General features: G+C 70.3%; 18 protein-coding genes and 1 pseudogene. 5 read left to right on the forward strand and 14 right to left on the reverse strand.

Annotation, left to right across the window (positions count from 1 at the left end; translation table 11 throughout):
• Positions 1-7: 7 nt before the first annotated feature.
• The 7 genes from ACWCPN_RS11275 to arc all read right to left on the reverse strand — a co-directional run bounded on the left by ACWCPN_RS11275 (position 8) and on the right by arc (position 6,950).
• Positions 8-556: a hypothetical protein gene (locus ACWCPN_RS11275; RefSeq protein WP_451204338.1), complete on the reverse strand. Its 549-nt coding sequence runs from the start codon at positions 554-556 to the stop codon at positions 8-10.
• Positions 557-783: 227 nt separating this feature from the next.
• Complete coding sequence (gene prcA / locus ACWCPN_RS11280) at positions 784-1,527, reverse strand: proteasome subunit alpha (protein WP_451204340.1); 744 nt, start codon at positions 1,525-1,527, stop codon at positions 784-786.
• Positions 1,528-1,587: 60 nt separating this feature from the next.
• A complete protein-coding gene (prcB, locus tag ACWCPN_RS11285) occupies positions 1,588-2,433 on the reverse strand; it encodes a proteasome subunit beta (protein ID WP_451204342.1) in 846 nt (281 codons plus the stop codon).
• Positions 2,385-2,978 carry an endonuclease VII domain-containing protein gene (locus tag ACWCPN_RS11290; RefSeq protein WP_451204344.1) on the reverse strand — a complete coding sequence of 198 codons (594 nt, stop codon included), beginning with the start codon at positions 2,976-2,978 and terminating at the stop codon, positions 2,385-2,387. The genes prcB and ACWCPN_RS11290 overlap by 49 nt, the downstream gene beginning before the upstream one ends.
• Before the next feature lie 43 nt (positions 2,979-3,021).
• Complete coding sequence (locus ACWCPN_RS11295; RefSeq protein WP_031108679.1) at positions 3,022-3,240, reverse strand: ubiquitin-like protein Pup; 219 nt, start codon at positions 3,238-3,240, stop codon at positions 3,022-3,024.
• 199 nt (positions 3,241-3,439) lie between these two features.
• Positions 3,440-4,951 carry a depupylase/deamidase Dop gene (dop, locus tag ACWCPN_RS11300; protein WP_365122607.1) on the reverse strand — a complete coding sequence of 504 codons (1,512 nt, stop codon included), beginning with the start codon at positions 4,949-4,951 and terminating at the stop codon, positions 3,440-3,442.
• Between the two features lie 232 nt (positions 4,952-5,183).
• The gene (arc, locus tag ACWCPN_RS11305; protein ID WP_451204347.1) at positions 5,184-6,950 is read right to left on the reverse strand and encodes a proteasome ATPase; all 1,767 of its coding nucleotides are present in this window, start codon (positions 6,948-6,950) and stop codon (positions 5,184-5,186) included.
• A 516-nt stretch (positions 6,951-7,466) separates the two neighbouring features.
• On the opposite strand from arc, the gene ACWCPN_RS11310 reads away from it, so the two are divergent.
• Entirely contained in the window at positions 7,467-7,769 is a 303-nt protein-coding gene (locus ACWCPN_RS11310) for a ferredoxin (protein WP_199209932.1), read from the forward strand.
• A 114-nt stretch (positions 7,770-7,883) separates the two neighbouring features.
• Here the strand turns inward: ACWCPN_RS11310 and ACWCPN_RS11315 are convergent, their stop codons facing one another.
• From ACWCPN_RS11315 to ACWCPN_RS11330, 4 genes are all read right to left on the reverse strand, one after another.
• Positions 7,884-8,468, reverse strand: a complete 585-nt coding sequence (locus tag ACWCPN_RS11315) for a hypothetical protein (RefSeq protein ID WP_451204349.1) — start codon at positions 8,466-8,468, stop codon at positions 7,884-7,886.
• 236 nt (positions 8,469-8,704) lie between these two features.
• Positions 8,705-9,607 carry a tRNA (adenine-N1)-methyltransferase gene (locus tag ACWCPN_RS11320; RefSeq protein WP_067050546.1) on the reverse strand — a complete coding sequence of 301 codons (903 nt, stop codon included), beginning with the start codon at positions 9,605-9,607 and terminating at the stop codon, positions 8,705-8,707.
• 52 nt (positions 9,608-9,659) lie between these two features.
• On the reverse strand, positions 9,660-11,213 hold the full coding sequence (locus ACWCPN_RS11325; RefSeq protein ID WP_451204351.1) for a site-2 protease family protein: 1,554 nt from the start codon (positions 11,211-11,213) through the stop codon (positions 9,660-9,662).
• A 149-nt stretch (positions 11,214-11,362) separates the two neighbouring features.
• Positions 11,363-11,638: a hypothetical protein gene (locus ACWCPN_RS11330; RefSeq protein WP_451204544.1), complete on the reverse strand. Its 276-nt coding sequence runs from the start codon at positions 11,636-11,638 to the stop codon at positions 11,363-11,365.
• Between ACWCPN_RS11330 and ACWCPN_RS11335 the strand changes: the two are divergent.
• Positions 11,550-12,410, forward strand: a pseudogene (locus tag ACWCPN_RS11335) (RecB family exonuclease); the annotation flags it as partial. The gene ACWCPN_RS11330 and the pseudogene ACWCPN_RS11335 sit on opposite strands and share 89 nt — an antisense overlap.
• A gap of 89 nt (positions 12,411-12,499) precedes the next feature.
• A complete protein-coding gene (locus tag ACWCPN_RS11340) occupies positions 12,500-13,171 on the forward strand; it encodes a response regulator (protein WP_451204353.1) in 672 nt (223 codons plus the stop codon).
• 77 nt (positions 13,172-13,248) lie between these two features.
• Here ACWCPN_RS11340 and ACWCPN_RS11345 read toward each other — a convergent pair whose 3' ends face one another.
• From ACWCPN_RS11345 to metH, 3 genes are all read right to left on the reverse strand, one after another.
• Positions 13,249-14,853 carry an ABC transporter substrate-binding protein gene (locus ACWCPN_RS11345; RefSeq protein WP_199209935.1) on the reverse strand — a complete coding sequence of 535 codons (1,605 nt, stop codon included), beginning with the start codon at positions 14,851-14,853 and terminating at the stop codon, positions 13,249-13,251.
• Between the two features lie 456 nt (positions 14,854-15,309).
• Entirely contained in the window at positions 15,310-16,011 is a 702-nt protein-coding gene (locus ACWCPN_RS11350) for an HAD family hydrolase (RefSeq protein WP_451204355.1), read from the reverse strand.
• A 193-nt stretch (positions 16,012-16,204) separates the two neighbouring features.
• Complete coding sequence (gene metH / locus ACWCPN_RS11355; protein ID WP_451204357.1) at positions 16,205-19,720, reverse strand: methionine synthase; 3,516 nt, start codon at positions 19,718-19,720, stop codon at positions 16,205-16,207.
• Between the two features lie 294 nt (positions 19,721-20,014).
• Here metH and ACWCPN_RS11360 point away from each other — a divergent pair, with 294 nt between their 5' ends.
• Positions 20,015-20,779, forward strand: a complete 765-nt coding sequence (locus tag ACWCPN_RS11360) for an IclR family transcriptional regulator (RefSeq protein ID WP_451204359.1) — start codon at positions 20,015-20,017, stop codon at positions 20,777-20,779.
• Positions 20,780-21,163: 384 nt separating this feature from the next.
• Complete coding sequence (locus tag ACWCPN_RS11365; RefSeq protein ID WP_199209937.1) at positions 21,164-21,958, forward strand: MIP/aquaporin family protein; 795 nt, start codon at positions 21,164-21,166, stop codon at positions 21,956-21,958.
• Positions 21,959-22,016 lie beyond the last annotated feature (58 nt).

Raw genomic sequence — 22,016 nt, forward strand, 5'->3', positions numbered from 1 at the left:
AACCCCCTCAGCGCACCGTACGACCCGGCCGCGCCGTGGGCCCGAGAGGCCCACCATGCGCGCCATGACCACCGTGCTCGGCGAACCCCCCATGATCACCCGCACCACCGTGCCGCTGCCCCGGCCGCTCCCCGGCCGGCGCCGTCCGATGCGTCGCCGCCCACGCCATCGCCTCGTCGTCCGGCTCGACGGCCACCGGCTCCTCCGGCACGTCCACCACATCCGCGCGCTCCACCGGCTCACCGTCCTCCACCGGCTCACCGAGCCGCCGCCCCGTACCGGCCCCCGCCCGCCCGGCACCGGGCCGCGGCTGGGTCAGCCACGCCACCGCCGCACCCGTCAACGCCACCGGCCACTCCACCACCCCCGCGACCCCCAGCACCCCCGCCCCCGTGTACACCGCCAGCCGCCGGCTCCTCGGCGACACCGCACCCACCTTGTCCAGCGCCCCCTCCGCGACCCTGCTCACCATCCCGGCACCGGGCAACCGCCCCAGCACCGCCGCCGCGCCCCGCACCGGAGCGGTGAGAACCGAGGACGACCTCTGATCCGCCATGACTCCTCCACCTCCGCACAGTCCTGCCGTGCCCCTCCGAGTGCCCCGGCACAGCGGGCCATCCCACAGGTCGGCGGGCGAACGCCGCCCACCCCTCCAGGTTCCGGTCCCCCGGCACGACCCGCACGCGGAACAACCCCCGGCCGGACGCGGAACGCACCGCGCCCCGGCCAGAACGGCCGGGGCGCGACAGCGACGGGACGGCGGCGAAACCGCCGCGAACGGGCCTACTCCTCTTCCTCCACGGAGCTCTCCGCCTCCGTGGCCGCACCGTCCGCCTCCAGCAGACGCGACAGCTGACGGCCCACGATCCGCTTGAACTTGCGCTGCTGCGGCCGCGTACGGTCCAGCACCGCGACCTCCAGACGCTCCGCCGGAATCTCCCGCTCACTGCCATTGGTGTCACGGGACAACGCCTGCACGGCCAGCTTCAACGCCTCCGCCAACGACATCCCGTCACGATGACGCTGATCCAGGAAAGCGCTGATCTGCTCCGCGTTGCCGCCCACCGCCACCGAGCCGTGCTCGTCCACGATGGAACCGTCGTGCGGCAGCCGGTAGATCTGGTCACCCTCGGGCGTCGCGCCCACCTCGGCCACGACCAGTTCCACCTCGTACGGCTTCTCCGCCGCCGAGGAGAAGATCGTGCCCAGCGTCTGCGCGTACACGTTCGCCAGACCCCGGGCCGTCACATCGTCACGGTCATAGGTGTAACCACGAAGGTCGGCGTACCGCACACCACCGATCCGCAGATTCTCGTACTCGTTGTACTTGCCGGCGGCCGCGAAACCGATCCGGTCATAGATCTCGCTGAACTTGTGCAGCGCGCGGGACGGGTTCTCGCCGACGAACACGATGCCGTCGGCGTACTGCATGACCACCAGGCTGCGGCCACGCGCGATGCCCTTGCGGGCGTACTCCGCCCGGTCGGCCATCGCCTGCTGGGGTGAGACATAGAACGGCGTCGACACCGGTTATCCGTCCCTTTCTGTCATGGTCACTGGATCACCTCGAGAACAGCCGGGCCACGCTCAGAGCAGAGCGGCCTTCGGACCGTCCGGCTCCTCCAGCCGCCGCTGGAGCACCGCACGCGACAGCCCCGAGGTCTCGTCCTCGGTGAGCCGGCGGAAACCGTCCTCGGTGATCACCGTGATGATCGGATAGATCCGGCGGGCGACATCGGGACCACCGGTCGCCGAGTCGTCGTCAGCCGCGTCGTACAGAGCCTGGACCACCAGCGTCGTGGCCTGCTCCTCGGACAGGTCCTCGCGGAACAGCTTCTTCATCGCACCCCGCGCGAAGATCGAGCCCGAACCCGTCGCCGCGAAGTTGTGCTCCTCGGAACGGCCGCCCGTCACGTCGTACGAGAAGATCCGCCCCCGCTCCCGGTCCACGTCGTACCCGGCGAACAGCGGCACCACCGCCAGCCCCTGCATCGCCATGCCGAGGTTGGACCGGATCATCGTCGACAGCCGGTTCGCCTTGCCCTCCAGCGAGAGCTGCGCGCCCTCCACCTTCTCGAAGTGCTCCAGCTCCAGCTGGAAGAGCTTCACCATCTCCACGGCGAGACCGGCGGTGCCGGCGATACCGACGGCCGAGTACTCGTCCGCCGGGAACACCTTCTCGATGTCCCGCTGGGCGATCACGTTGCCCATGGTGGCCCGGCGGTCACCGGCGAGAACGACGCCCCCGGGGAACGTGACGGCGACGATCGTCGTCCCGTGCGGCGCCTCGATCACGCCCTGGGTGGGCGGGAGCTGCCGCTTGCCGGGCAGCAGCTCGGGCTGGTGCTCGGAGAGGAAGTCCATGAAGGAGGAGGACCCTGGCGTCAGGAAGGCAGCTGGTAGACGCCCGGTGCCACGATTATTGGCTTCCACGAGTTTCCTTCCAGGTAGGCAACAGCACGACGGCCGACGTCCGGATCTTCTCGCAATTTACCGAGGGCCGAATTGCAGTTGAAGCACAGTACGCCTCGGACCCTACCCGTCTTGTGGCAGTGATCCACATGTGCGGCCGGGGCATCCAAGCAGATCACGCAGAGCCCGCGTTGAGCGGCGACCATCGCGTCACGCTCGGCTTCGGTGAGGCCGTAGTTCCGCTTCAGGTGCCCCGCTCGCCCCTCGGCCGCACGACACACCTTGCACCGGGTCGAGAGGCCGTCCGAGGCGGTCGTGTTGCGGTGCCACTCGCTCCACGGTTTGACCTCACCGCACTTCCGACAGAGTTTGTGGCCCTCGGGCACGTCCACCCTGGGACGCACCTTTCGGCCTTTGGCAACCTGACGCTGCTGGTGATACGCGGCGGCGCAGTCTCTGCAGTAGGTCTGCAGCCCGTCACGCATCGCCCTGTTCCGTGCGAACGCCGCCCGAGGCTTGTGTCGCCCGCACCGCGAGCAGCGCTTCGCACCTTCTCCGCTCTCCAACCCTCGACTCCCCCGCTACCTTCAATTCGAAGGCAAAATTGGGCTACTGCCCGCCCTTCTGAACGAAGGAACGAACGAAGTCCTCCGCGTTCTCCTCCAAGACGTCATCGATCTCGTCCAGGACGGAGTCCACGTCGTCGCTCAGCTTCTCCTGCCGCTCCTTGAGGTCCTCGGAGCCCTGCGCGTCCTGCGCCTGCTCCTCGACCTCCTCCGTGGAGCGCGTGGCCTTCTGCTGGCCGCCGCCGGTGTCCTTGGTTGCCATATCCCTCACCCCGCTCTGTTCGCCCGACATGGTCGACGGGTCGGCATTCCTGCCGATCGGTGATGATCAGACCCTACAAGCCGGGTCCGACATCGGCCCCGCAGTTTCGACAACGTACGGGGGCCATCTCGATGATTCCCGGACGGTGGGGTTTCCACCCCGGCCGCCCGGGCGGGTCCGAGTGACCCGCTGGTCCCGCTCAGCCGCCGGACAGGACCCTGACCAGGTCTTCCGCCGTGCGGCAGCGGTCGAGCAGCTCCTTGACGTGATTTCGCGTTCCGCGAAGCGGTTCGAGGGTTGGGACCCGTTGCAGCGAATCCCGGCCCGGCAGGTCGAAGATGACCGAGTCCCAGCTCGCCGCGGCCACGTCGTCTGCGTACTGCTCCAGGCAGCGGCCGCGGAAGTAGGCGCGGGTGTCCTCCGGAGGCGTCGTGCGGGCCTTCTCGACCTCGGCCTCGTCCAGCAGGCGCTTGATGCGTCCGCGGGCCGCGAGGCGGTTGTAGAGGCCCTTCTCGGCGCGTACGTCGGCGTACTGGAGGTCGAGGAGGTGGAGCTTGGCCGCGTCCCAGTCGAGGCCGTCGCGGCGGCGGTAGCCCTCCATGAGCTCGCGCTTGGCGACCCAGTCGAGTTCGCCGGCCAGGCTCATCGGGTCGTTCTCGAGCCGGTTGAGGGTGTCCTCCCAGCGGGAGAGGACGTCCTTGGTCTGGTCGTCCGCGTCGGCGCCGAAGCGTTCCTCGACGTACTTGCGGGACAGCTCGTAGTACTCCATCTGGAGCTGGACGGCGGTGAGCGTGCGGCCGCTGCGGAGGGTGATCAGGCGCTGGAGGCCGGGGTCGTGGGAGACCTGGTGGAGGGTGCGTACGGGCTGGTCGACGGCCAGGTCGACGGCGATGAAGCCGTCCTCGATCATGGACAGGACCAGGGCGGTCGTGCCCAGTTTGAGGTAGGTGGAGATCTCGGAGAGGTTGGCGTCGCCGATGATGACGTGCAGGCGGCGGTACTTCTCCGCGTCGGCGTGCGGTTCGTCGCGGGTGTTGATGATGGGCCGCTTCAGCGTGGTCTCCAGGCCGACCTCGACCTCGAAGTAGTCGGCGCGCTGGCTGAGCTGGAAGCCGTGTTCGTGGCCGTCCTGGCCGATGCCGACGCGGCCGGCTCCGGCGATGACCTGGCGGGAGACGAAGAAGGGCGTGAGGTGGCGCACGATGTCCGAGAACGGGGTCTCCCGTTTCATCAGGTAGTTCTCGTGCGTGCCGTAGGAGGCGCCCTTGTTGTCGGTGTTGTTCTTGTAGAGGTGGATGGGCTGGGCGCCGGGGAGCTGTGCGGCCCGTTCGGCGGCCTCGGCCATGATGCGTTCGCCGGCCTTGTCCCAGAGGACGGCGTCGCGGGGGTTGGTGACTTCGGGGGCGCTGTATTCGGGGTGGGCGTGGTCGACGTAGAGGCGCGCACCGTTGGTGAGGATGACGTTGGCGAGGCCGATGTCCTCGTCGGTGAGCTGGCTGGAGTCGGCCGCCTCGCGGGCGAGGTCGAAGCCTCGGGCGTCCCGTAGCGGGTTCTCCTCCTCGAAGTCCCAGCGGGCCCGGCGGGCCCGGTGCATCGCCGCGGCGTAGGCGTTGACGATCTGGGATGAGGTGAGCATGGCATTGGCGTTGGGGTGGCCGGGGACGGAGATCCCGTACTCCGTCTCGATGCCCATTACTCGCCGTACGGTCATGCGGCCCTCCTTGCCCGGCGGCACCCTCGGTCGTGGGTACCGCTCGCGTACCGCCGGCGCTCCGGTGCGTGCGCGGTGCCCGTCCCCGCACTGTGCGACTCGGCGGTAGGAAAGAGCCTAGAACGCCTTTGCGCTGGTGGGGAGATCATTTGCGTCATTGGCTGCTCCGGTCGTGGCCTGAAAAGCAGTCGGCTGCGGGTACCCGTGGTGGGCACCCGCAGCCGCCCTGGTTTTACAGGTACTGACCGGTGTTCGCCACCGTGTCGATGGAGCGTCCGGTGTCGGCGCCCTGCTTTCCGGTGATGAGGGTGCGGATGTAGACGATCCGTTCGCCCTTCTTTCCGGAGATGCGGGCCCAGTCGTCGGGGTTGGTGGTGTTGGGCAGGTCCTCGTTCTCCTTGAACTCGTCCACACAGGCCTGGAGGATGTGGGAGACGCGGAGGCCCTTCTGGTTCTTGTCGAGGAAGTCCTTGATCGCCATTTTCTTGGCGCGGCCGACGATGTTCTCGATCATGGCGCCGGAGTTGAAGTCCTTGAAATAGAGGACTTCCTTGTCGCCGTTGGCGTAGGTGACTTCCAGGAAGCGGTTTTCCTCGGATTCGGCGTACATGTGCTCGACCGCTGTCTGGATCATGCTCTGGACGGTGGTGAGCTTGTCGCCCTCGTGCTCTCCGAGGTCGTCGGAGTGGAGCGGGAGGCGCTCGGTGAGGTACTTGCCGAAGATGTCCTTGGCGGCCTCGGCGTCGGGCCGCTCGATCTTGATCTTCACGTCGAGGCGGCCGGGGCGCAGGATGGCCGGGTCGATCATGTCCTCGCGGTTGGAGGCGCCGATGACGACCACGTTCTGCAGGCCTTCCACGCCGTCGATCTCGGCGAGGAGCTGCGGGACGATGGTGTTCTCCACGTCGGAGCTGACGCCGGAGCCGCGGGTGCGGAAGAGGGATTCCATCTCGTCGAAGAAGACGATGACGGGGGTGCCCTCGCTGGCCTTCTCGCGGGCTCGCTGGAAGACGAGGCGGATCTGGCGCTCGGTTTCGCCGACGTACTTGTTGAGGAGTTCGGGGCCCTTGATGTTGAGGAAGAAGCTCTTGCCGGCGGCCTGTCCGGTCACCTCGGCCACCTTCTTGGCGAGCGAGTTGGCGACGGCCTTGGCGATGAGCGTCTTGCCGCATCCGGGCGGTCCGTAGAGCAGGACGCCCTTGGGCGGGCGCAGCTCGTGCTCCTTGAAGAGGTCGGGGTAGAGGTAGGGCAGCTCGACCGCGTCGCGGATGGCCTCGATCTGGTTGCCGAGGCCGCCGATCTGCTCGTAGCCGATGTCGGGGACTTCTTCGAGGACGAGTTCCTCGACCTCGCTCTTGGGGACGACCTCGTAGACGTAGCCGGAGCGGGGCTCGAGCAGGAGGGCGTCACCGGGGCGGATGGTGACGTCGAGGAGGGGTTCGGCGAGCCGGACCACTCGTTCTTCGTCGGTGTGCCCGAGGACGAGGGCGCGCTCGCCGTCCTCGAGGATCTCCTTGAGGGTGACGATGTCGCCGACGCGCTCGAACTCCATGGCGTCGACCACGTTGAGCGCCTCGTTGAGCATGACCTCCTGGCCGCGCCTGAGGTCGTCGAGGTCGACGCTCGGGCTGACGTTCACGCGGAGCTTGCGGCCGCCGGTGAAGATGTCGGCCGTGCCGTCCTCGTTGGCCTGCAGGAAGACGCCGAAGCCGGCGGGCGGCTGGGCGAGCCGGTCGACCTCCTCCTTGAGGGCCACGATCTGGTCGCGGGCCTCGCGGAGTGTGTTGGCCAGGCGCTCGTTCTGGGCGGAGACGCCGGCCAGGTTGGTCTGCAGCTCGACGATCCGCTCTTCGAGAATCCTCGTGTGCCGCGGAGAGTCGGCGAGCTTGCGTCGCAGGACGGCGATCTCCTGCTCAAGGTAGGCGATCTGCCCGGCGGGGTCTTCGGACCCTCGTCCCGGGCGGATGCCGCGGTTCATGTCGTCGTCGTGGGCTGCCACGGTCCTCACCTCCTCCAAGGGGAGCTGGACGCTTCCAGACCCTACCTGGGTGGGTGTCGATTGAAACCCCTAGATCACAAAGACTGTCAAGGTGTGTCGTCGGTCACCCGGTGCGCTCCCTCTCGCACGGAGGGGATACCCACTCAACGTGATTCGGAAGCCGCTTGTTCCTGGTCCGTGGCGGTCAATACCCGGCCTGTGTGGCTGGAGTTGTCCGTTCCGGGCCGGTCGGCCGGTTCCGGGGCACGTTTCGGTGCGCTCGTGCGCTCATCACGCAGAGCGACGGTCTGGTCGGTCGTGGTCATCGTCGGGGCGGCTGGAAGTGTTCGCCCGGTGCCGGGGCTCCCTTGCCCGGTCGGGCGCTCGTACCCGAGGGGGTGCCGAGGGAAACCCGATACCCGTGGACTCGGGCGGGTATGCGGGCGGAGGTAGGGTCGGGGTGTTCAACAGCCGCTGGTGCGGACCTCGCTGGCCGTCGGGCCGGGGGTGCCGTCCGGCGATTCGACGGCAGGAGAGGTGACCGTGCAGCAGGAGGCCCCGGACGGCGAGGCGCTGGAGGTCTGGATCGACCAGGCGCTGTGTACCGGCGACGGGATCTGCGCCCAGTACGCGCCCGAGGTGTTCGAGCTGGACATCGACGGGCTGGCCTACGTGAAGGGCGCGGACGACGAGCTGCTGCAGGCCGAGGGCGCCACGGTGCCGGTGCCGCTGCCGCTGCTCATGGACGTGGTCGACTCGGCGAAGGAGTGTCCCGGGGAGTGCATCCATGTGCGCCGGGTTCTGGACAAGGTCGAGGTCCACGGTCCGGACGCGGAGTAGGGGCCGGCCGGTGACCGGCTGTGGTGTGCGCGCGCGTGGGCCGTCTTCGGGCGGGCCGCGCGCGTGCCGCGTTCCAGGGGCGGGCGCGCGCCTTGGGGGTGTGGCCGGAAGGTGTCACACGGTGTGGGACGCGGTGGGCGTGGAGCGTATGAACGCCTTTCCGTTCCAGTGCCAGCTCGTGGGGGTTTTCAGGTCGGGGCAGCAACTGGGTATGTCGGCGGTGGAGTAGCCGAGCAGGGTGGCGGTGACGGTGCCGGCGTCGAGGGCGAAGTCGGTGACGGTGCGCCGGTCCTTGGGGTCGACGAGGGTGGCGACGACGCGGGAGGTGCCGCCGGCGGCGGTGCCCCGGGTGAGCACGTAGACGCCGTCGGGCGGGGTGCCCATGGGGGCGTCGCAGTGCACGACGGCGACGGTTTCCGGTGTGCCGTCGCCGTCCAGGTCGCCGGTGACCTTCTTGACCACGACCGCTTTCACGGGCCCGCAGGTGAGCGGGAAGTGGACGCCGTCGGTGCTGGGCGGGGCGGCGTCGGCGTCGGCGGACCCGACCTCGGTGCGCGTGGTGGGCTGGGCGGCTGTGGCCGAGCCGGGCTGTACGGCGGAGGACAGGGCGACGACGCCAGCGATCGCGGCGGCGGTGGCGACCCAGTGGATGGGCCGGGTGTGCGTGTGGGCGAGCTCCGGAACGGCGGATGGCTGCACTAGGAGTGTCTCCTGTGAGGGCTGTGCCGGTGGGGGGGGTGGCCAGCATGGTGCCACACGTCACAGTGCGTGGGAACGGCGGGGTCGGTACGGGATTCTCGCAGGCGGGGTGTCCGCGCGCGGGGGGCGTGCGCGGCCTGGTGCCGTGTCAACGAGTCGGCGCCGTGGCGGGGTTCCCGGGTGTGGTGGGGAACTCGGCCACGGCGCCTTCGTGTTGTGCCGGTCGGGAGGGCCGGTCAGCGGCCGGTGCCGCCGTCGGCGTTGGGGCCGGCGTAGTCCTCGCCGTAGGCGCCCTTGGCGGGGCGGCGGCGGCGCATGGGCGGCTCGACGCCGTCGGCGAGCCGGCGGGCGGTGAGCAGGAAGCCGGTGTGGCCGATCATCCGGTGGTCCGGGCGGACGGCGAGGCCCTCGATGTGCCAGTTGCGGATCATGGTCTCCCAGGCGGTCGGCTCGTTGAAGCAGCCGATCTCCCGGATGGACTCCACGGTCCGGGCGAGCTGGGTGGTGGTGGCCACGTAGCAGCACAGGATGCCGCCGGGGACGAGTGCCTTGGAGACGGCCTCCAGGCATTCCCAGGGGGCGAGCATGTCGAGGATGACGCGGTCGACGTCGGTGTCGGACAGGTTGTCCTGGAGGTCGCCGACGGTGAGCTGCCAGGCGGGGTGGGGGCCGCCGAAGTAGCGCTCGACGTTCGCCTGCGCGATCTCGGCGAAGTCCTCGCGGCGCTCGTAGGAGTGCAGCATGCCCTGGTCGCCGATGGCGCGCAGCAGGAAGCTGCTGAGCGAGCCGGAGCCGACGCCGGCCTCGACGACGCGGGCGCCGGGGAAGATGTCGGCGAAGGCGAGGATCTGCCCCGCGTCCTTCGGGTAGACGACGGCTGCCCCGCGGGGCATGGACAGGACGTAGTCGGGGAGCAGGGGGCGCAGCGCGAGGTAGGCGACGTTGCCGGTGGTGCGGACAACGCTGCCTTCGGGAGCGCCGATCAGTTCGTCGTGCGGGAAGGAGCCCTTGTGGGTGTGGAAGTTCTTCCCGGCTTCGAGCGTGAACGTGTAGTGGCGGCCCTTGGGGTCGGTCAGCTGAACCTGGTCCCCGACCTTGAAGGGCCCGCGCCTGCGGGCGGCACCGGTCGGTTCGGACATGTGACCAGCCTACCGGCGTTTGCGGGGGCCGCCGACCACGGGAGGCGGGCCGTCAGGGGCGGGCCATGGCCTTGACGAAGGCGCGCTCGACGTCGGCGGCGGAGAGGACGCCGTAGATCTCGCCGGTCTCCTCGACGACGAGGTATTCGGTGGCGGGGGTGGCCCGGAGGGTGTCGAGGAGTTCCTCGCCGGCCAGTTCGGCGGAGACCCGCATGCCGTCGGTGAGGTCCTGGGCGAGGCCGCTGACGGCGACCCAGGGGCGGCGGTGTTCGGGTACGCCGACGATGGCGGCCTCGCGGACGAGGGAGAGCGGGTTGCCGTCGGGGTCGACGACGACGAGGGCGCGGGCGCCCGCGGCGTTGGCCCGGCGGAGGGCTTCGGACAGCGGGGTGTCGGTCTCGACGGGGACGGCTCGCCGGGTGAGGGCGCGGGCCTTGAGTTCGGGGAGGTGTTCGCGCAGGCGGGCCATGCGCAGGCTGTTCCCGGCGCCGGTCCAGATGATCGCGGCGAGGATGGCGGCGAGCAGGGCGTCGGTGACGGTGTCCATGCCGCCCCTGTCCTGGTTGCCGCCGCCGAAGGCGCCGGACTGGTTGAGCAGCGGCAGGCCGACGAGGACGGAGATGGCGAGGGCGCGGCCGACCCAGGCGGCGGCGACGGTGCCGCTCATGGGTTTGCCGGTGATCTTCCAGACGACGGCGCGGAGCATGCGGCCGCCGTCGAGGGGCAGGCCGGGCAGCAGGTTGAAGGCGGCGACGATGAGGTTGGAGATCATCAGGCCGGCGAGCAGGACGCCGGGGACGCTGTCCGGCCGCACGGGCTTCATGGCCAGGTAGAAGAGGCCGGCCAGGACGAGGGAGAGCAGGGGGCCGACGAAGGCGAGGACGAATTCGCGTCCCGGGGTCTCGGCCTCCTTCTCGATCTCGGAGACGCCGCCGAAGAACTGGAGCTGGATGCGGCGGACGGGGAGCCTGAAGCGGATCGCGGCGACCGTGTGGGCCAGTTCGTGGACGAGGACGGAGGCGTAGAAGGCGACGGCGAAGAAGAGGGAGACCAGGTAGCGGGCGGCTCCGAGTTCGGGCAGGACGCGGTCGAGCTGGCCGCCGAAGACCCAGGTGATGAGGGCGGCCACGAGGAACCAGCTGGGTGCCACGTAGACGGGGACGCCGAAGGGGCGGCCCATGAGCAGTCCGCCGCCGGGTTCCTTGGGCCGTGGCCGCGGGGGTTCGCCCTTGGCGATGCCGGAGTGGGCGAGGGAGCGGTGTTCGGCGGGGTGGGTGCGGGCGGCGGGGGTTTCGTCGTCGGTGGCGGGGTGGGTGGGGCCGGTGCTGTCTCCGGTGGCGTCGCCCGGGCCCGGGCCTCCGGGCCCGGCGTCCGTCCCGGGGCGCTCGTCCCGGCCTTGGTGGTCGCCCGGGTCGCGGGGTTCGCCGGGGGCGCCGTGCTCTTCCGGGCCGGGGCGCGGGGTGCCGGCGGGCTCGGGGGCGTCGTCGGGCTCCGGGCCGGGGTGCTGACCGGTGGGTCCGGTCGTCGGGACCGTAGGGCCCGCGGGGTGCTCGGCCGGCTCGTCGTTGCCGGACCGCGGCTGCCCGCTCCCGCCGCTCACGTCCACGCTGTCCCCTCGTTCGAAGCGTCTTCCGCGCCATGGGGCGGAAGGTCTCGGGTCGATGGTATGCGGCCGTGGTGGTCCGTTCCGCCCCGGCACCCCTTGTGTTTGCCCCGCTGTCGCGCGGCCTAACGCGGCCCGCGGCTGGGTCGCTGTCAGTGCCGGGCCGTATGGTCTGGGGTCATGGACAGCAGCATCGAGGACGCGGGGGCCCTGCCGGGTCCGGCCGGGGAGAGGGTTCCGCCGGCGCGGTCGGCGGAACCGGCACCGGACGCGGCGGTGACCTCCGGGGAGCCGGTGGTGTCCGCCGGAGTGCCGGTCGCGTCCGCCGGGGAGCCGGTGGTGTCCGGGGCCGGTCCGGCGGGGACGGCGGGAGAGCGGGTGGCCGTCGCGCCGTCCTCGTTGTCGCCGTCGCGGGCCGGTGACTTCATGCAGTGTCCGCTGCTGTACCGGTTCCGGGTGATCGACCGGCTGCCGGAGAAGCCGAGCGAGGCGGCGACGCGCGGGACGCTGGTGCACGCCGTGCTGGAGCGGCTGTTCGACGCGCCCGCCGCGGAGCGGACGGCCCCCCGGGCGAAGGCGCTGATCCCCGGGCAGTGGGACCGGTTGCGGGAGAGCCGGCCGGAGGTCGGGGAGCTGTTCGCGGAGGATCCGGAGGGCGAGCGGCTGGCCCGCTGGCTGGGTGAGGCCGAGCGGCTGGTGGAGCGGTGGTTCACGCTGGAGGATCCCGCCCGGCTGGAGCCGGCCGAGCGGGAGCTGTTCGTGGAGGCCGAGCTGGAGTCGGGGCTGCGGCTGCGCGGGATCATCGACCGTGTCGACGTGGCGCCCACCGGCGAGGTGCGGATCGTGGACTACAAGACGGGCAAGGCGCCGCGGCCGGAGTACGCCGAGGGCGCGCTGTTCCAGATGAAGTTCTACGCGCTGGTGGTATGGCGGCTGAAGAGGGTCGTCCCGCGCCGGCTGCAGCTGGTGTATCTCGGCAGCGGTGACGTGCTGACCTACGACCCCGTGCCGGCCGACCTGGAACGGGTGGAGCGCAAGCTGCTGGCGCTGTGGGACGCGATCACGCAGGCCACGCGGACCGGTGAGTGGCGGGCCCGGCCGACGAAGCTGTGCGGCTGGTGCGATCACCGGTCCCACTGCCCGGAGTTCGGCGGTACTCCCCCGCCCTACCCCCTGCCGGTGCGGTCCGCCGCGGCCGGCGAGTAGCGTCCGGCGGCCGCCCCGAGGGCGCCGCCGGTGGCCGGCGGGGCGCAGGGCAGAATGGGTGCGGACTAGCGAAGGAGAGTCACGTGGCCATCCGCGTCCTACTGGTCGACGACCAGCCCCTGCTGCGTACCGGTTTCCGGATGATCCTGGAGGCCGAGCAGGACATCGCGGTCGTGGGCGAGGCCGGTGACGGTCTGCAGGCCCTCGATCAGGTTCGGGCCATGCAGCCGGACGTCGTGCTGATGGACATCCGGATGCCGCGGATGGACGGTGTGGAGGCCACCCGGCAGATCACCGGTCCCGGGCGGGACGGCCCTGCGAAGGTGCTGGTGCTGACCACGTTCGACCTGGACGAGTACGTGGTGGAGGCGCTGCGCGCCGGGGCCAGCGGGTTCCTGCTCAAGGACGCGCCCGCCAACGAGCTGGTGCAGGCGATCCGGGTGGTGGCCGCCGGGGAGGCGATGCTGGCGCCGAGCATCACGCGCCGCCTGCTCGACAAGTACGCCACGCATCTGCCGTCCGGTGAGGAGTCCGTTCCGGACACCCTGCACACCCTCACCGACCGTGAGGTGGAGGTGCTGAAGCTGGTGGCGCGCGGGCTGTCCAACGCGGAGATCGCCGCGGATCTGTTCGTCAGCGAGACGACGGTGAAGACGCATGTCGGGCATGTGCTGACCAAGCTGGGGCTGCGTGACCGGGTGCAGGCGGCGGTGTACGCGTACGAGAGCGGACTGGTGCGGCCCGGCGCGAGCTGAGTTCCGCGCGGTACGACACCGAGGGCGCCCCCTCCCGTGCGGGAGGGGGCGCCCTCGGTGTCGCGTGGGGCGGGTCGTCAGCCGCTCACACCGCGGCCGAGCTCCCACAGCTGGAGCGACGCGACGGAGTTGAGGGCGTAGGAGACGCCGGTGACGTTGTCGCGGGCGGCGACGTACTGCTTGCCCTGCCACAGCGGCAGCACGGGGACGTCCTCGGCGACGGTGTCCTGGATCGCGGTGAGGGTCTTGACCGCGTTGAGGCGGTCGGCCTCGCGCCGGGACTCGGGGATCAGCGTGCGCTGGATGGTGCCGTTGGAGTACGGCGAGCCGAGGAAGTTGCCCTTGTCGAGGAAGGGCGCGACGAAGTTGTCGGCGTCGGGGAAGTCGGGGAACCAGCCCATGCCGTAGACGTCGTACTGGCCCTTCTGCTCGGCGGGCCGGAAGGTCGACCAGGGGTGGCCCTGGATGGTGACGTCGAACAGGCCGCTGCCGTTGAGCTGCTTCTGCAGGATCTGGAACTCCTGCTTGGTGGCCGAGCCGTAGTGGTCGGTGGTGTAGTGCAGCGTCAGCTTCACCGGGGTGGTGATGCCCGCCTTCTCGAGCAGCCCCTTGGCCTTGGCGGCGCTGGGGTTGCCGTACTTGTTGAAGAACGAGTTGGAGTGGCCGGTGAGGGTGGCCGGGACCAGCGAGTACAGCGGCTCGGCCTGGGTGCCGTAGACCTTGGAGACCAGTTCGCCGCGGTTGATGACCTGGGCCATGGCCTGGCGGACGGCCTTGGTCTTCACGGTCGGCGCGTCGGTGTTGAAGGCGAGGTAGCGGATCTCGAGGCCCGGCATGTCGACGAGGTCGACGTTGGCCTGGGAGCCGGAGTCCAGCTTGTCGATCTGCGACGGCGACATGGTGCGCGTCATCAGGTCGATGTCGCCCTTTTCGATGGCCTGGCCCATGGCGTCGGCGTCGTCGAAGGAGCGCATCTCGACCTCGTCGTTGTTCACCGTCACGCTGCCCTTGTAGGAGGGGTTCTTGGTGAAGGTGGCGTTGACGATCGCGTTGTCCTTGACGTCGGCCTTGAGCGTGTAGGGGCCGGAGCCGTCGACGTCGAAGCCGTCGCGCAGCTTGTCCTTGGCGTAGTCCTTCGGGTTGACGATGGCCGCGACCGGGGTCGACAGCTTGTACGGGAAGGTGGCGTCGGCCGTCTTGAGGTGGAAGATGACCTCGCGGTCGCCCTGAGTCTCGACCGTGTCGACGGTGTTGAGCAGGGTGGCGACACCGCTGTCCGCGTTGATGCGCAGGGCTCGCTCGATGGAGTACTTGACGTCGGCGGCCGTGACCTTGTCGCCGTCGGAGAACTGCAGGCCCTCGCGCAGCTTGCAGGCGTAGCGCTCGTTGCCGCTGTCGGTGAAGGAGCAGCTCTCGGCGGCCTCCGGGACGGGGTTGCCCTCGCCCTTGGGCTGGGTCATCAGGGTCTGCACCGTCTGGCGCAGGATGTTCCAGGTGCCGACGTCGTAGGCGTAGGCGGGGTCGAGGGGTGCCGGGGCGTCGCTGGTGGCCTCGAACCGGTCCGTGGTGCCGACGACGATGGCGTCCCCGCTCTTGCTCCCGCTGTCGGATCCGCCGCACGCGGCGAGAACCGGCGTCAGCAGGCCGGCCACTGCCGGCAGCACCAAAGTCTTGCGGTTCATGCGGGAGTTTCTCCAGAGCTGTTCGAGTCCATGTACTCGGCATGCATGGGTGGTGCGGCGAGCCACGGGGGTTGCTTCGATGTTCTCGCGACGAGATTAGTCCGCGCCCGCACGGGGGTTCACTGGCGCGTGAGTTGAGCGTCCATCACGGAGTGAAACCGGGTGTGGACACACCGAAAACCCGACAGCGGCAGGATTAGTGCAGCGTCTCCCCAATCGGGACACAAGGGCACGCCGACCCGTGCCGGATCGGGGCGGTCTGCATACTTGGGCAACGTTGTCGAGGACTCGTCGCGTGGGGAACGTCACATCCGCGAGCTGGAGTTGACGCTTACCGGAATTCGGCCGGCGACCCCGCGGAATTCACCCCTTGGTGTACTTCCCCGGAAATTTGTCCAACACGCCCATTGGGCTTGGTACTCGGCCGGTTCGGGCCGGGGCGCGACGGGTGAACGGCTAGCGCATTCGCGTCATCAGGCCGCGCAGGAATGCCAGGTCGACCTCTTCCAGGGAGGAGACGACGGTGCGTCGTTCGGCCGGGGCGATGGGGGCGATGGAGGGGACGGCGACCACCTGGCAGCCGGCCGCCTCGGCGGCGGCGACGCCGGTGGCCGTGTCCTCGACGACCGCGCAGCGGGCCGGGTCCACGCCGAGTCCGGCGGCGGCGAGCAGATAGGGGTCGGGGTAGGGCTTGGTGCGCGAGACCTCGTCGCCGGCGATGGAGAGGCCGAAGTGGTGGGGGCCCAGCACGGTCAGCACGCGGTCGATGATGCGCCGGTGGGAGGCGGAGACCAGGGCGGTGGGGATGCCGTGCTGGTGGAGTTCGGCGAGCAGCCGGGCGGCGCCGGGCATCAGCGGCAGGGCCCGGCCGATGCGGGTCTCGAAGCCGTCGTTGAGCAGCACCGACAGCTCGGCGAGGGAGATGGCGGCGCCGGTGGCCTCGATGAGGAAGCCGGCGCTGCGGGTCATGGGGCCGCCGACGACGATGTGCCGCCAGGACTCGTCGAGGACGTGGCCGAGGGCGGCGAAGACCTCGACCTCCACGTCCCACCAGAAACCCTCGGTGTCCACCAGGGTGCCGTCCATGTCGAGGAGGACCGCCTGCAGGGCGGAGCCTTCGGCCGTACGGGCTCCGAGCGCTGGGACAGTGCTGGTCATCCTGGCGCACCTCCTCGGGGACGACCAGGCCGGTTCCCATGCGGGGAACCGGCCTGCGGTGGACCGACCAGTGTACGTCCCCGGCGCCCGAAGCGCCTCGTTTATCCCTCCGGGTCCGGGGTACCCCCTGAAATACCCCTGCGCAGGCCAGGAGGCCCTTCGGTGTGCCCGGAGGCGGGGGCCGGCGCGTGGGTCAGCGGGCGTTGAAGTACTTGGCCTCCGGGTGGTGGATCACGATCGCGTCGGTGGACTGCTCGGGGTGGAGCTGGAACTCCTCGGAGAGCTGGACGCCGATCCGCTCGGGCCGCAGCAGCTCGGCGATCTTGGCGCGGTCCTCCAGGTCGGGGCAGGCACCGTAGCCGAGGGAGAAGCGGGCGCCCCGGTACTTCAGGGCGAACATGTCCTCCATGGCGGCGGGGTCCTCGCCGCCGAAGCCGAGTTCGGCGCGCACCCGGGCGTGCCAGTACTCGGCGAGCGCCTCGGCGAGCTGCACGGACAGTCCGTGCAGTTCGAGGTAGTCGCGGTAGGCGTTGGCCTCGAAGAGCTCCGCGGTCCGCTCGCCGATCCGGGAGCCGACGGTGACGACCTGGAATCCGACGACGTCGGTCTCGCCGGACTCCTCCGGGCGGAAGAAGTCGGCGAGGCACAGGCGGCGGCCGCGGCGCTGGCGCGGGAAGGTGAACCGGGTGCGTTCGTTGCCCCGCTCGTCCAGGACGATCAGGTCGTCGTCCTTGGAGACGCACGGGAAGTAGCCGTAGACGACGGCCGCCTCCAGCAGGTTCTCCGTCTGGAGCCGGTCCAGCAGGCCGCGCAGGCGGGGGCGGCCCTCGGTCTCCACCAGTTCCTCGTAGGTCGGGCCGTCGCCGGCGCGGGCCTGCTTCAGGCCCCACTGGCCCTTGAACAGCGCGCCCTCGTCCAGCCAGCTCGCGTACTCCTTGAGCTGGATGCCCTTGATGACGCGGGTGTCCCAGAACGGCGGGGCGGGCACCGGGTTGTCGGTGGCGACGTCGGAGCGGACGTGCCCCTCCTCCGGGCGCTCCTCGACCTGCGCGGCGGCGGTGGCGCGGACCCGGCGCTGCCGCAGCTCGGGCAGCTTGGCGCCGGGCACGCCCCGCTTGACGCCGATGAGGGCGTCCATCAGGCGCAGGCCCTCGAAGGCGTCGCGGGCGTAGCGGACCTCGCCGTCGTAGATCTCGTGCAGGTCCTGCTCGACGTAGGCGCGGGTGAGGGCGGCGCCGCCGAGGATGACCGGGAAGCGGGTGCCGAGGCCGCGCTGGTTCAGCTCCTCCAGGTTCTCCTTCATGATCACGGTGGACTTCACCAGGAGGCCGGACATGCCGATGACGTCGGCGCGGTGCTCCTCGGCGGCGTCCAGGATCGCGGAGACGGGCTGCTTGATGCCCAGGTTGACGACGTTGTAGCCGTTGTTGGACAGGATGATGTCGACGAGGTTCTTGCCGATGTCGTGGACGTCGCCGCGCACGGTGGCCAGCACGATGGTGCCCTTGCCCTCGGCGTCCGACTTCTCCATGTGCGGTTCGAGGTGGGCGACGGCCGTCTTCATGACCTCGGCGGACTGGAGCACGAAGGGGAGCTGCATCTGGCCGGAGCCGAACAGTTCGCCGACGACCTTCATGCCGTCCAGGAGGGTTTCGTTGACGATGTCCAGGGCGGGCCGGTCCTGGAGGGCCTCGTCGAGGTCGGCCTCCAGGCCGTTGCGTTCGCCGTCGATGATGCGCCGCTTGAGCCGCTCCTCCAGGGGCAGCGCGGCCAGTTCCTCGGCCTTGCCGGCCTTGAGGGACTTGGCGGTGGCGCCCTCGAAGAGCTGCATCAGCTTCTGCAGCGGGTCGTAGCCCTCGGCGCGGCGGTCGTGGATGAGGTCGAGGGCCGTGCGGACCTCTTCCTCGCTGAACCGGGCGATCGGGAGGATCTTGGAGGCGTGCACGATCGCGGAGTCCAGGCCGGCCTTGACGCACTCGTCGAGGAAGACGGAGTTCAGCAGGATGCGGGCGGCCGGGTTCAGACCGAAGGAGATGTTGGACAGGCCCAGGGTGGTCTGGACGGCCGGGTGGCGGCGCTTGAGCTCGCGGATCGCCTCGATGGTGGCGATGCCGTCCTTGCGGGACTCCTCCTGACCGGTGCAGATGGTGAAGGTCAGGGTGTCGATGAGGATGTCCTCCTCACGGATGCCCCAGTTCCCGGTCAGGTCGTCGATGAGCCGTTCGGCGATCTCGACCTTCTTCTCCGGGGTGCGGGCCTGGCCCTCCTCGTCGATGGTGAGCGCGATCAGCGCGGCACCGTGCTCCCGGGCCAGCTCGGTGACCTTGGCGAAGCGGGAGTCGGGTCCGGCGCCGTCCTCGTAGTTCACCGAGTTGATGACGGCGCGGCCGCCGAGCTTCTCCAGGCCCGCCCGGATGACGTCGACCTCGGTGGAGTCGAGGACGATGGGAAGGGTGGAGGCGGTGGCGAAGCGGCCGGCGAGTTCCTCCATGTCGGCGACGCCGTCGCGGCCGACGTAGTCCACGCACAGGTCGAGCATGTGCGCGCCCTCGCGGATCTGGTCGCGGGCCATCTCCACGCAGTCGTCCCAGTGGCCCCCGAGCATGGCCTCGCGGAACTTCTTGGATCCGTTGGCGTTGGTGCGCTCGCCGATGGCGAGGTAGGAGGTGTCCTGGCGGAAGGGCACGCTCTGGTAGAGGGAGGCGGCGCCGGCCTCGGGGCGCGGGTCGCGGGTACGCGGGGTCAGGCCCTCGACGCGTTCGACGACCTGGCGCAGGTGCTCGGGGGTGGTGCCGCAGCAGCCGCCGACGAGCGAGAGGCCGTACTCGCGGACGAAGGTCTCCTGGGCGTCGGCCAGCTCGGGCGCGCTCAGCGGGTAGTGGGCGCCGTCCTTGCCGAGCACCGGCAGGCCCGCGTTGGGCATGCAGGACAGCGGGACGCGGGCGTTGCGGGCGAGGTAGCGCAGGTGCTCGCTCATCTCGGCCGGGCCGGTGGCGCAGTTCAGGCCGATCATGTCGATGCCGAGCGGTTCGAGCGCGGTGAGGGCGGCGCCGATCTCGGAGCCGAGCAGCATGGTGCCGGTGGTCTCGACGGTCACGGACACGATCACCGGCAGGTCCAGGCCGAGGGCGTCGAGGCCGCGGCGGGCGCCGAGCACGGCGGCCTTGGTCTGCAGCAGGTCCTGGGTGGTCTCCACGAGCAGCGCGTCGGCGCCGCCGCTGACCAGGCCCTCGGCGTTGCGCTGGTAGGCGTCGCGCAGGGTGGTGTAGGGGGCGTGGCCGAGGGTGGGCAGCTTGGTGCCGGGGCCCATGGAGCCGAGGACCCAGCGGGGCCGGCCGTCCCCGGCGGTGAACTCGTCGGCGACCTCGCGGGCGACGCGGGCGCCGGCCTCGGACAGTTCGTGGACGCGCTCGGGGATGTCGTACTCGCCGAGGGCGGAGTGGTTGGCCCCGAAGGTGTTGGTCTCGACGCAGTCGACGCCCACGGCGAAGTACGCCTGGTGGACGGAGCGGACGATGTCGGGGCGGGTGATGTTGAGGATCTCGTTGCAGCCCTCGAGTTGCTGGAAGTCCTCCAGCGTCGGCTCCTGGGCCTGGAGCATCGTGCCCATCGCTCCGTCGGCGACCACCACACGGGTGGCGAGTGCCTCTCGGAGCGCGGACGCACGGGTCCGGCTGTCGGCGGAAGGGGTCGTTGGCAACGAGGCCATTAAGGGGCTCCCTGGGGTGCGACGGCTGTCGGCTATGCGCCGTCCCCGGCGGCAACCGGGGCAGGGCACGGCGTCAGCGTAACCGGGAGTGGGCTTGGATGGGCACCGGCGTCCACGAGGCGGACGCGGGGCGTGCCGGATGGCCGGATCGCCACCGGCGTGCCGTGCGGGATGTAACAGGTGTCGTCCGACCATTGGCGGGAGGTCGACATGGACCGGTAGTGTTCGACATTGCCGAACGGGGTGTTGCACGCTGTTCGGCATTGGTCGAAGGGGACGGAGGGCAGGACGGCGATGGCACGGAACATCCAGTCGCTCGAACGGGCGGCGGCGATGCTGCGCCTGCTCGCGGGCGGCGAGCGGCGGCTCGGCCTCTCGGACATCGCCTCGTCACTGGGCCTCGCCAAGGGCACCGCCCACGGCATCCTGCGGACCCTGCAGCAGGAGGGGTTCGTCGAGCAGGACGCCGTCTCCGGCCGCTACCAGCTGGGCGCCGAGCTGCTGCGTCTCGGCACCACCTATCTGGACGTGCACGAGCTGCGGGCGCGGGCCCTGGTGTGGACCGACGACCTGGCCCGCTCCAGCGGGGAGAGCGTCTACCTGGGCGTCCTGCACCAGCAGGGCGTCCTGATCGTGCACCACGTCTTCCGGCCGGACGACAGCCGGCAGGTGCTGGAGATAGGGGCGATGCAGCCGCTGCACTCCACGGCGCTGGGCAAGGTGCTGTCCGCCTACGACCCGGTGGCGCACAGCGAGGCCATGGAGGCCGACCGCAAACCGTTCACGGACCGCACGGTGTGCGAGCCGGCGGACTTCGAGCACCTGCTGGACCTCACGCGCGCGCGTGGCTACGCGGCGGACGTGGAGGAGACCTGGGAGGGCGTGGCGTCGATCGCCGCGCCGATCCACGACCGGCGCCGGATGCCGGTGGGCGCGGTCGGCATCGCGGGCGCGGTGGAGCGGCTGTGCCGGGACGGCGAGGTGCGCCCCGAGCTGATCGCGGCGGTGCGGGACTGCGCCCGCGCGGTGTCGCGGGACCTGGGCGCGGGGCGCTTCTGACCGGCGGCGATCCACCGCCGGGCGACGGCCGGACGAGGCCGCGGGTATCGAGCTGGGACAGGACGACCGGGACGCGAGGCGGCGTTCCGGTTCTCGCCATACCCTGAAATGGACATATCGGGCGAGCAGGTACGTCAGTGCAGGAAGAGCGATAACCGGCAGCGATCAATAACGATCCTGTTTTCGATAACAGAACCCTTGACGCATGCGCGACGCCGAAGCAAGACTCCCGTCCATCGGTCGGCATTGTCGAACACCTAACGGCAATACGCGCTAGAGTGTGACAACGCCAAGGGCCGGCATCGCTCTCACCCCCGAGGGCGCCAGAACCCCCGGAGGGACCCGGGGTTCGGTTTCCCTGGACGAAGGACAAAGGAGTCGCGGGTGTCCAGCTCCGACATCTTCATCGGCGAGACCATCGGTACCGCCATACTCATCCTGCTCGGCGGCGGCGTGTGCGCCGCCGTGACGCTGAAGGCCTCCAAGGCCCGTAACGCCGGCTGGCTCGCCATCACCTTCGGGTGGGGTTTCGCCGTACTGACGGCCGTCTACACCTCGGCGCCGCTCTCCGGCGCCCACCTGAACCCGGCCGTGACGCTCGCGCTCGCGATCAAGGACAAGGACTTCAGCAACCTCCCCGTGTACTGGGGCGGCCAGCTGCTCGGCGCCATGATCGGCGCGGCCCTGGTGTGGGCCGCCTACTACGGCCAGTTCCACGCGCACCTCACCGACAAGGAGATCGTCGGCGGTCCGGGCGCGCAGGCCACGACGGCCAAGGCCGTCGAGGCCCAGGAGAAGGGCGCTGGCCCGGTCCTGGGCGTCTTCTCCACCGGTCCGGAGATCCGGAACGCGGTGCAGAACCTCCTCACGGAGATCATCGGCACCGTCGTGCTGGTGCTCGCCGTCCTCACCCAGGGCCTGAACGACAAGGGCAACGGTCTGGGCACCCTGGGCGCCCTGATCACCGCGCTCGTGGTCGTCTCCATCGGCCTCTCCCTCGGCGGCCCCACGGGTTACGCGATCAACCCGGCCCGTGACCTCGGCCCCCGCATCGTCCACGCCCTGCTGCCCCTGCCCAACAAGGGCGGTTCCGACTGGAGCTACGCCTGGGTCCCGGTGGTCGGTCCGCTGATCGGCGGCGCCATCGCCGCAGGCATCTACAACGTCGCCTTCGTCTAGGAAGCACCGAGCCTCCGCGCACGCGCCGTACGTAAAGCCCCATCACCACGGATCTTTC

The organism is Streptomyces sp. NPDC002386 (genome assembly GCF_053593175.1).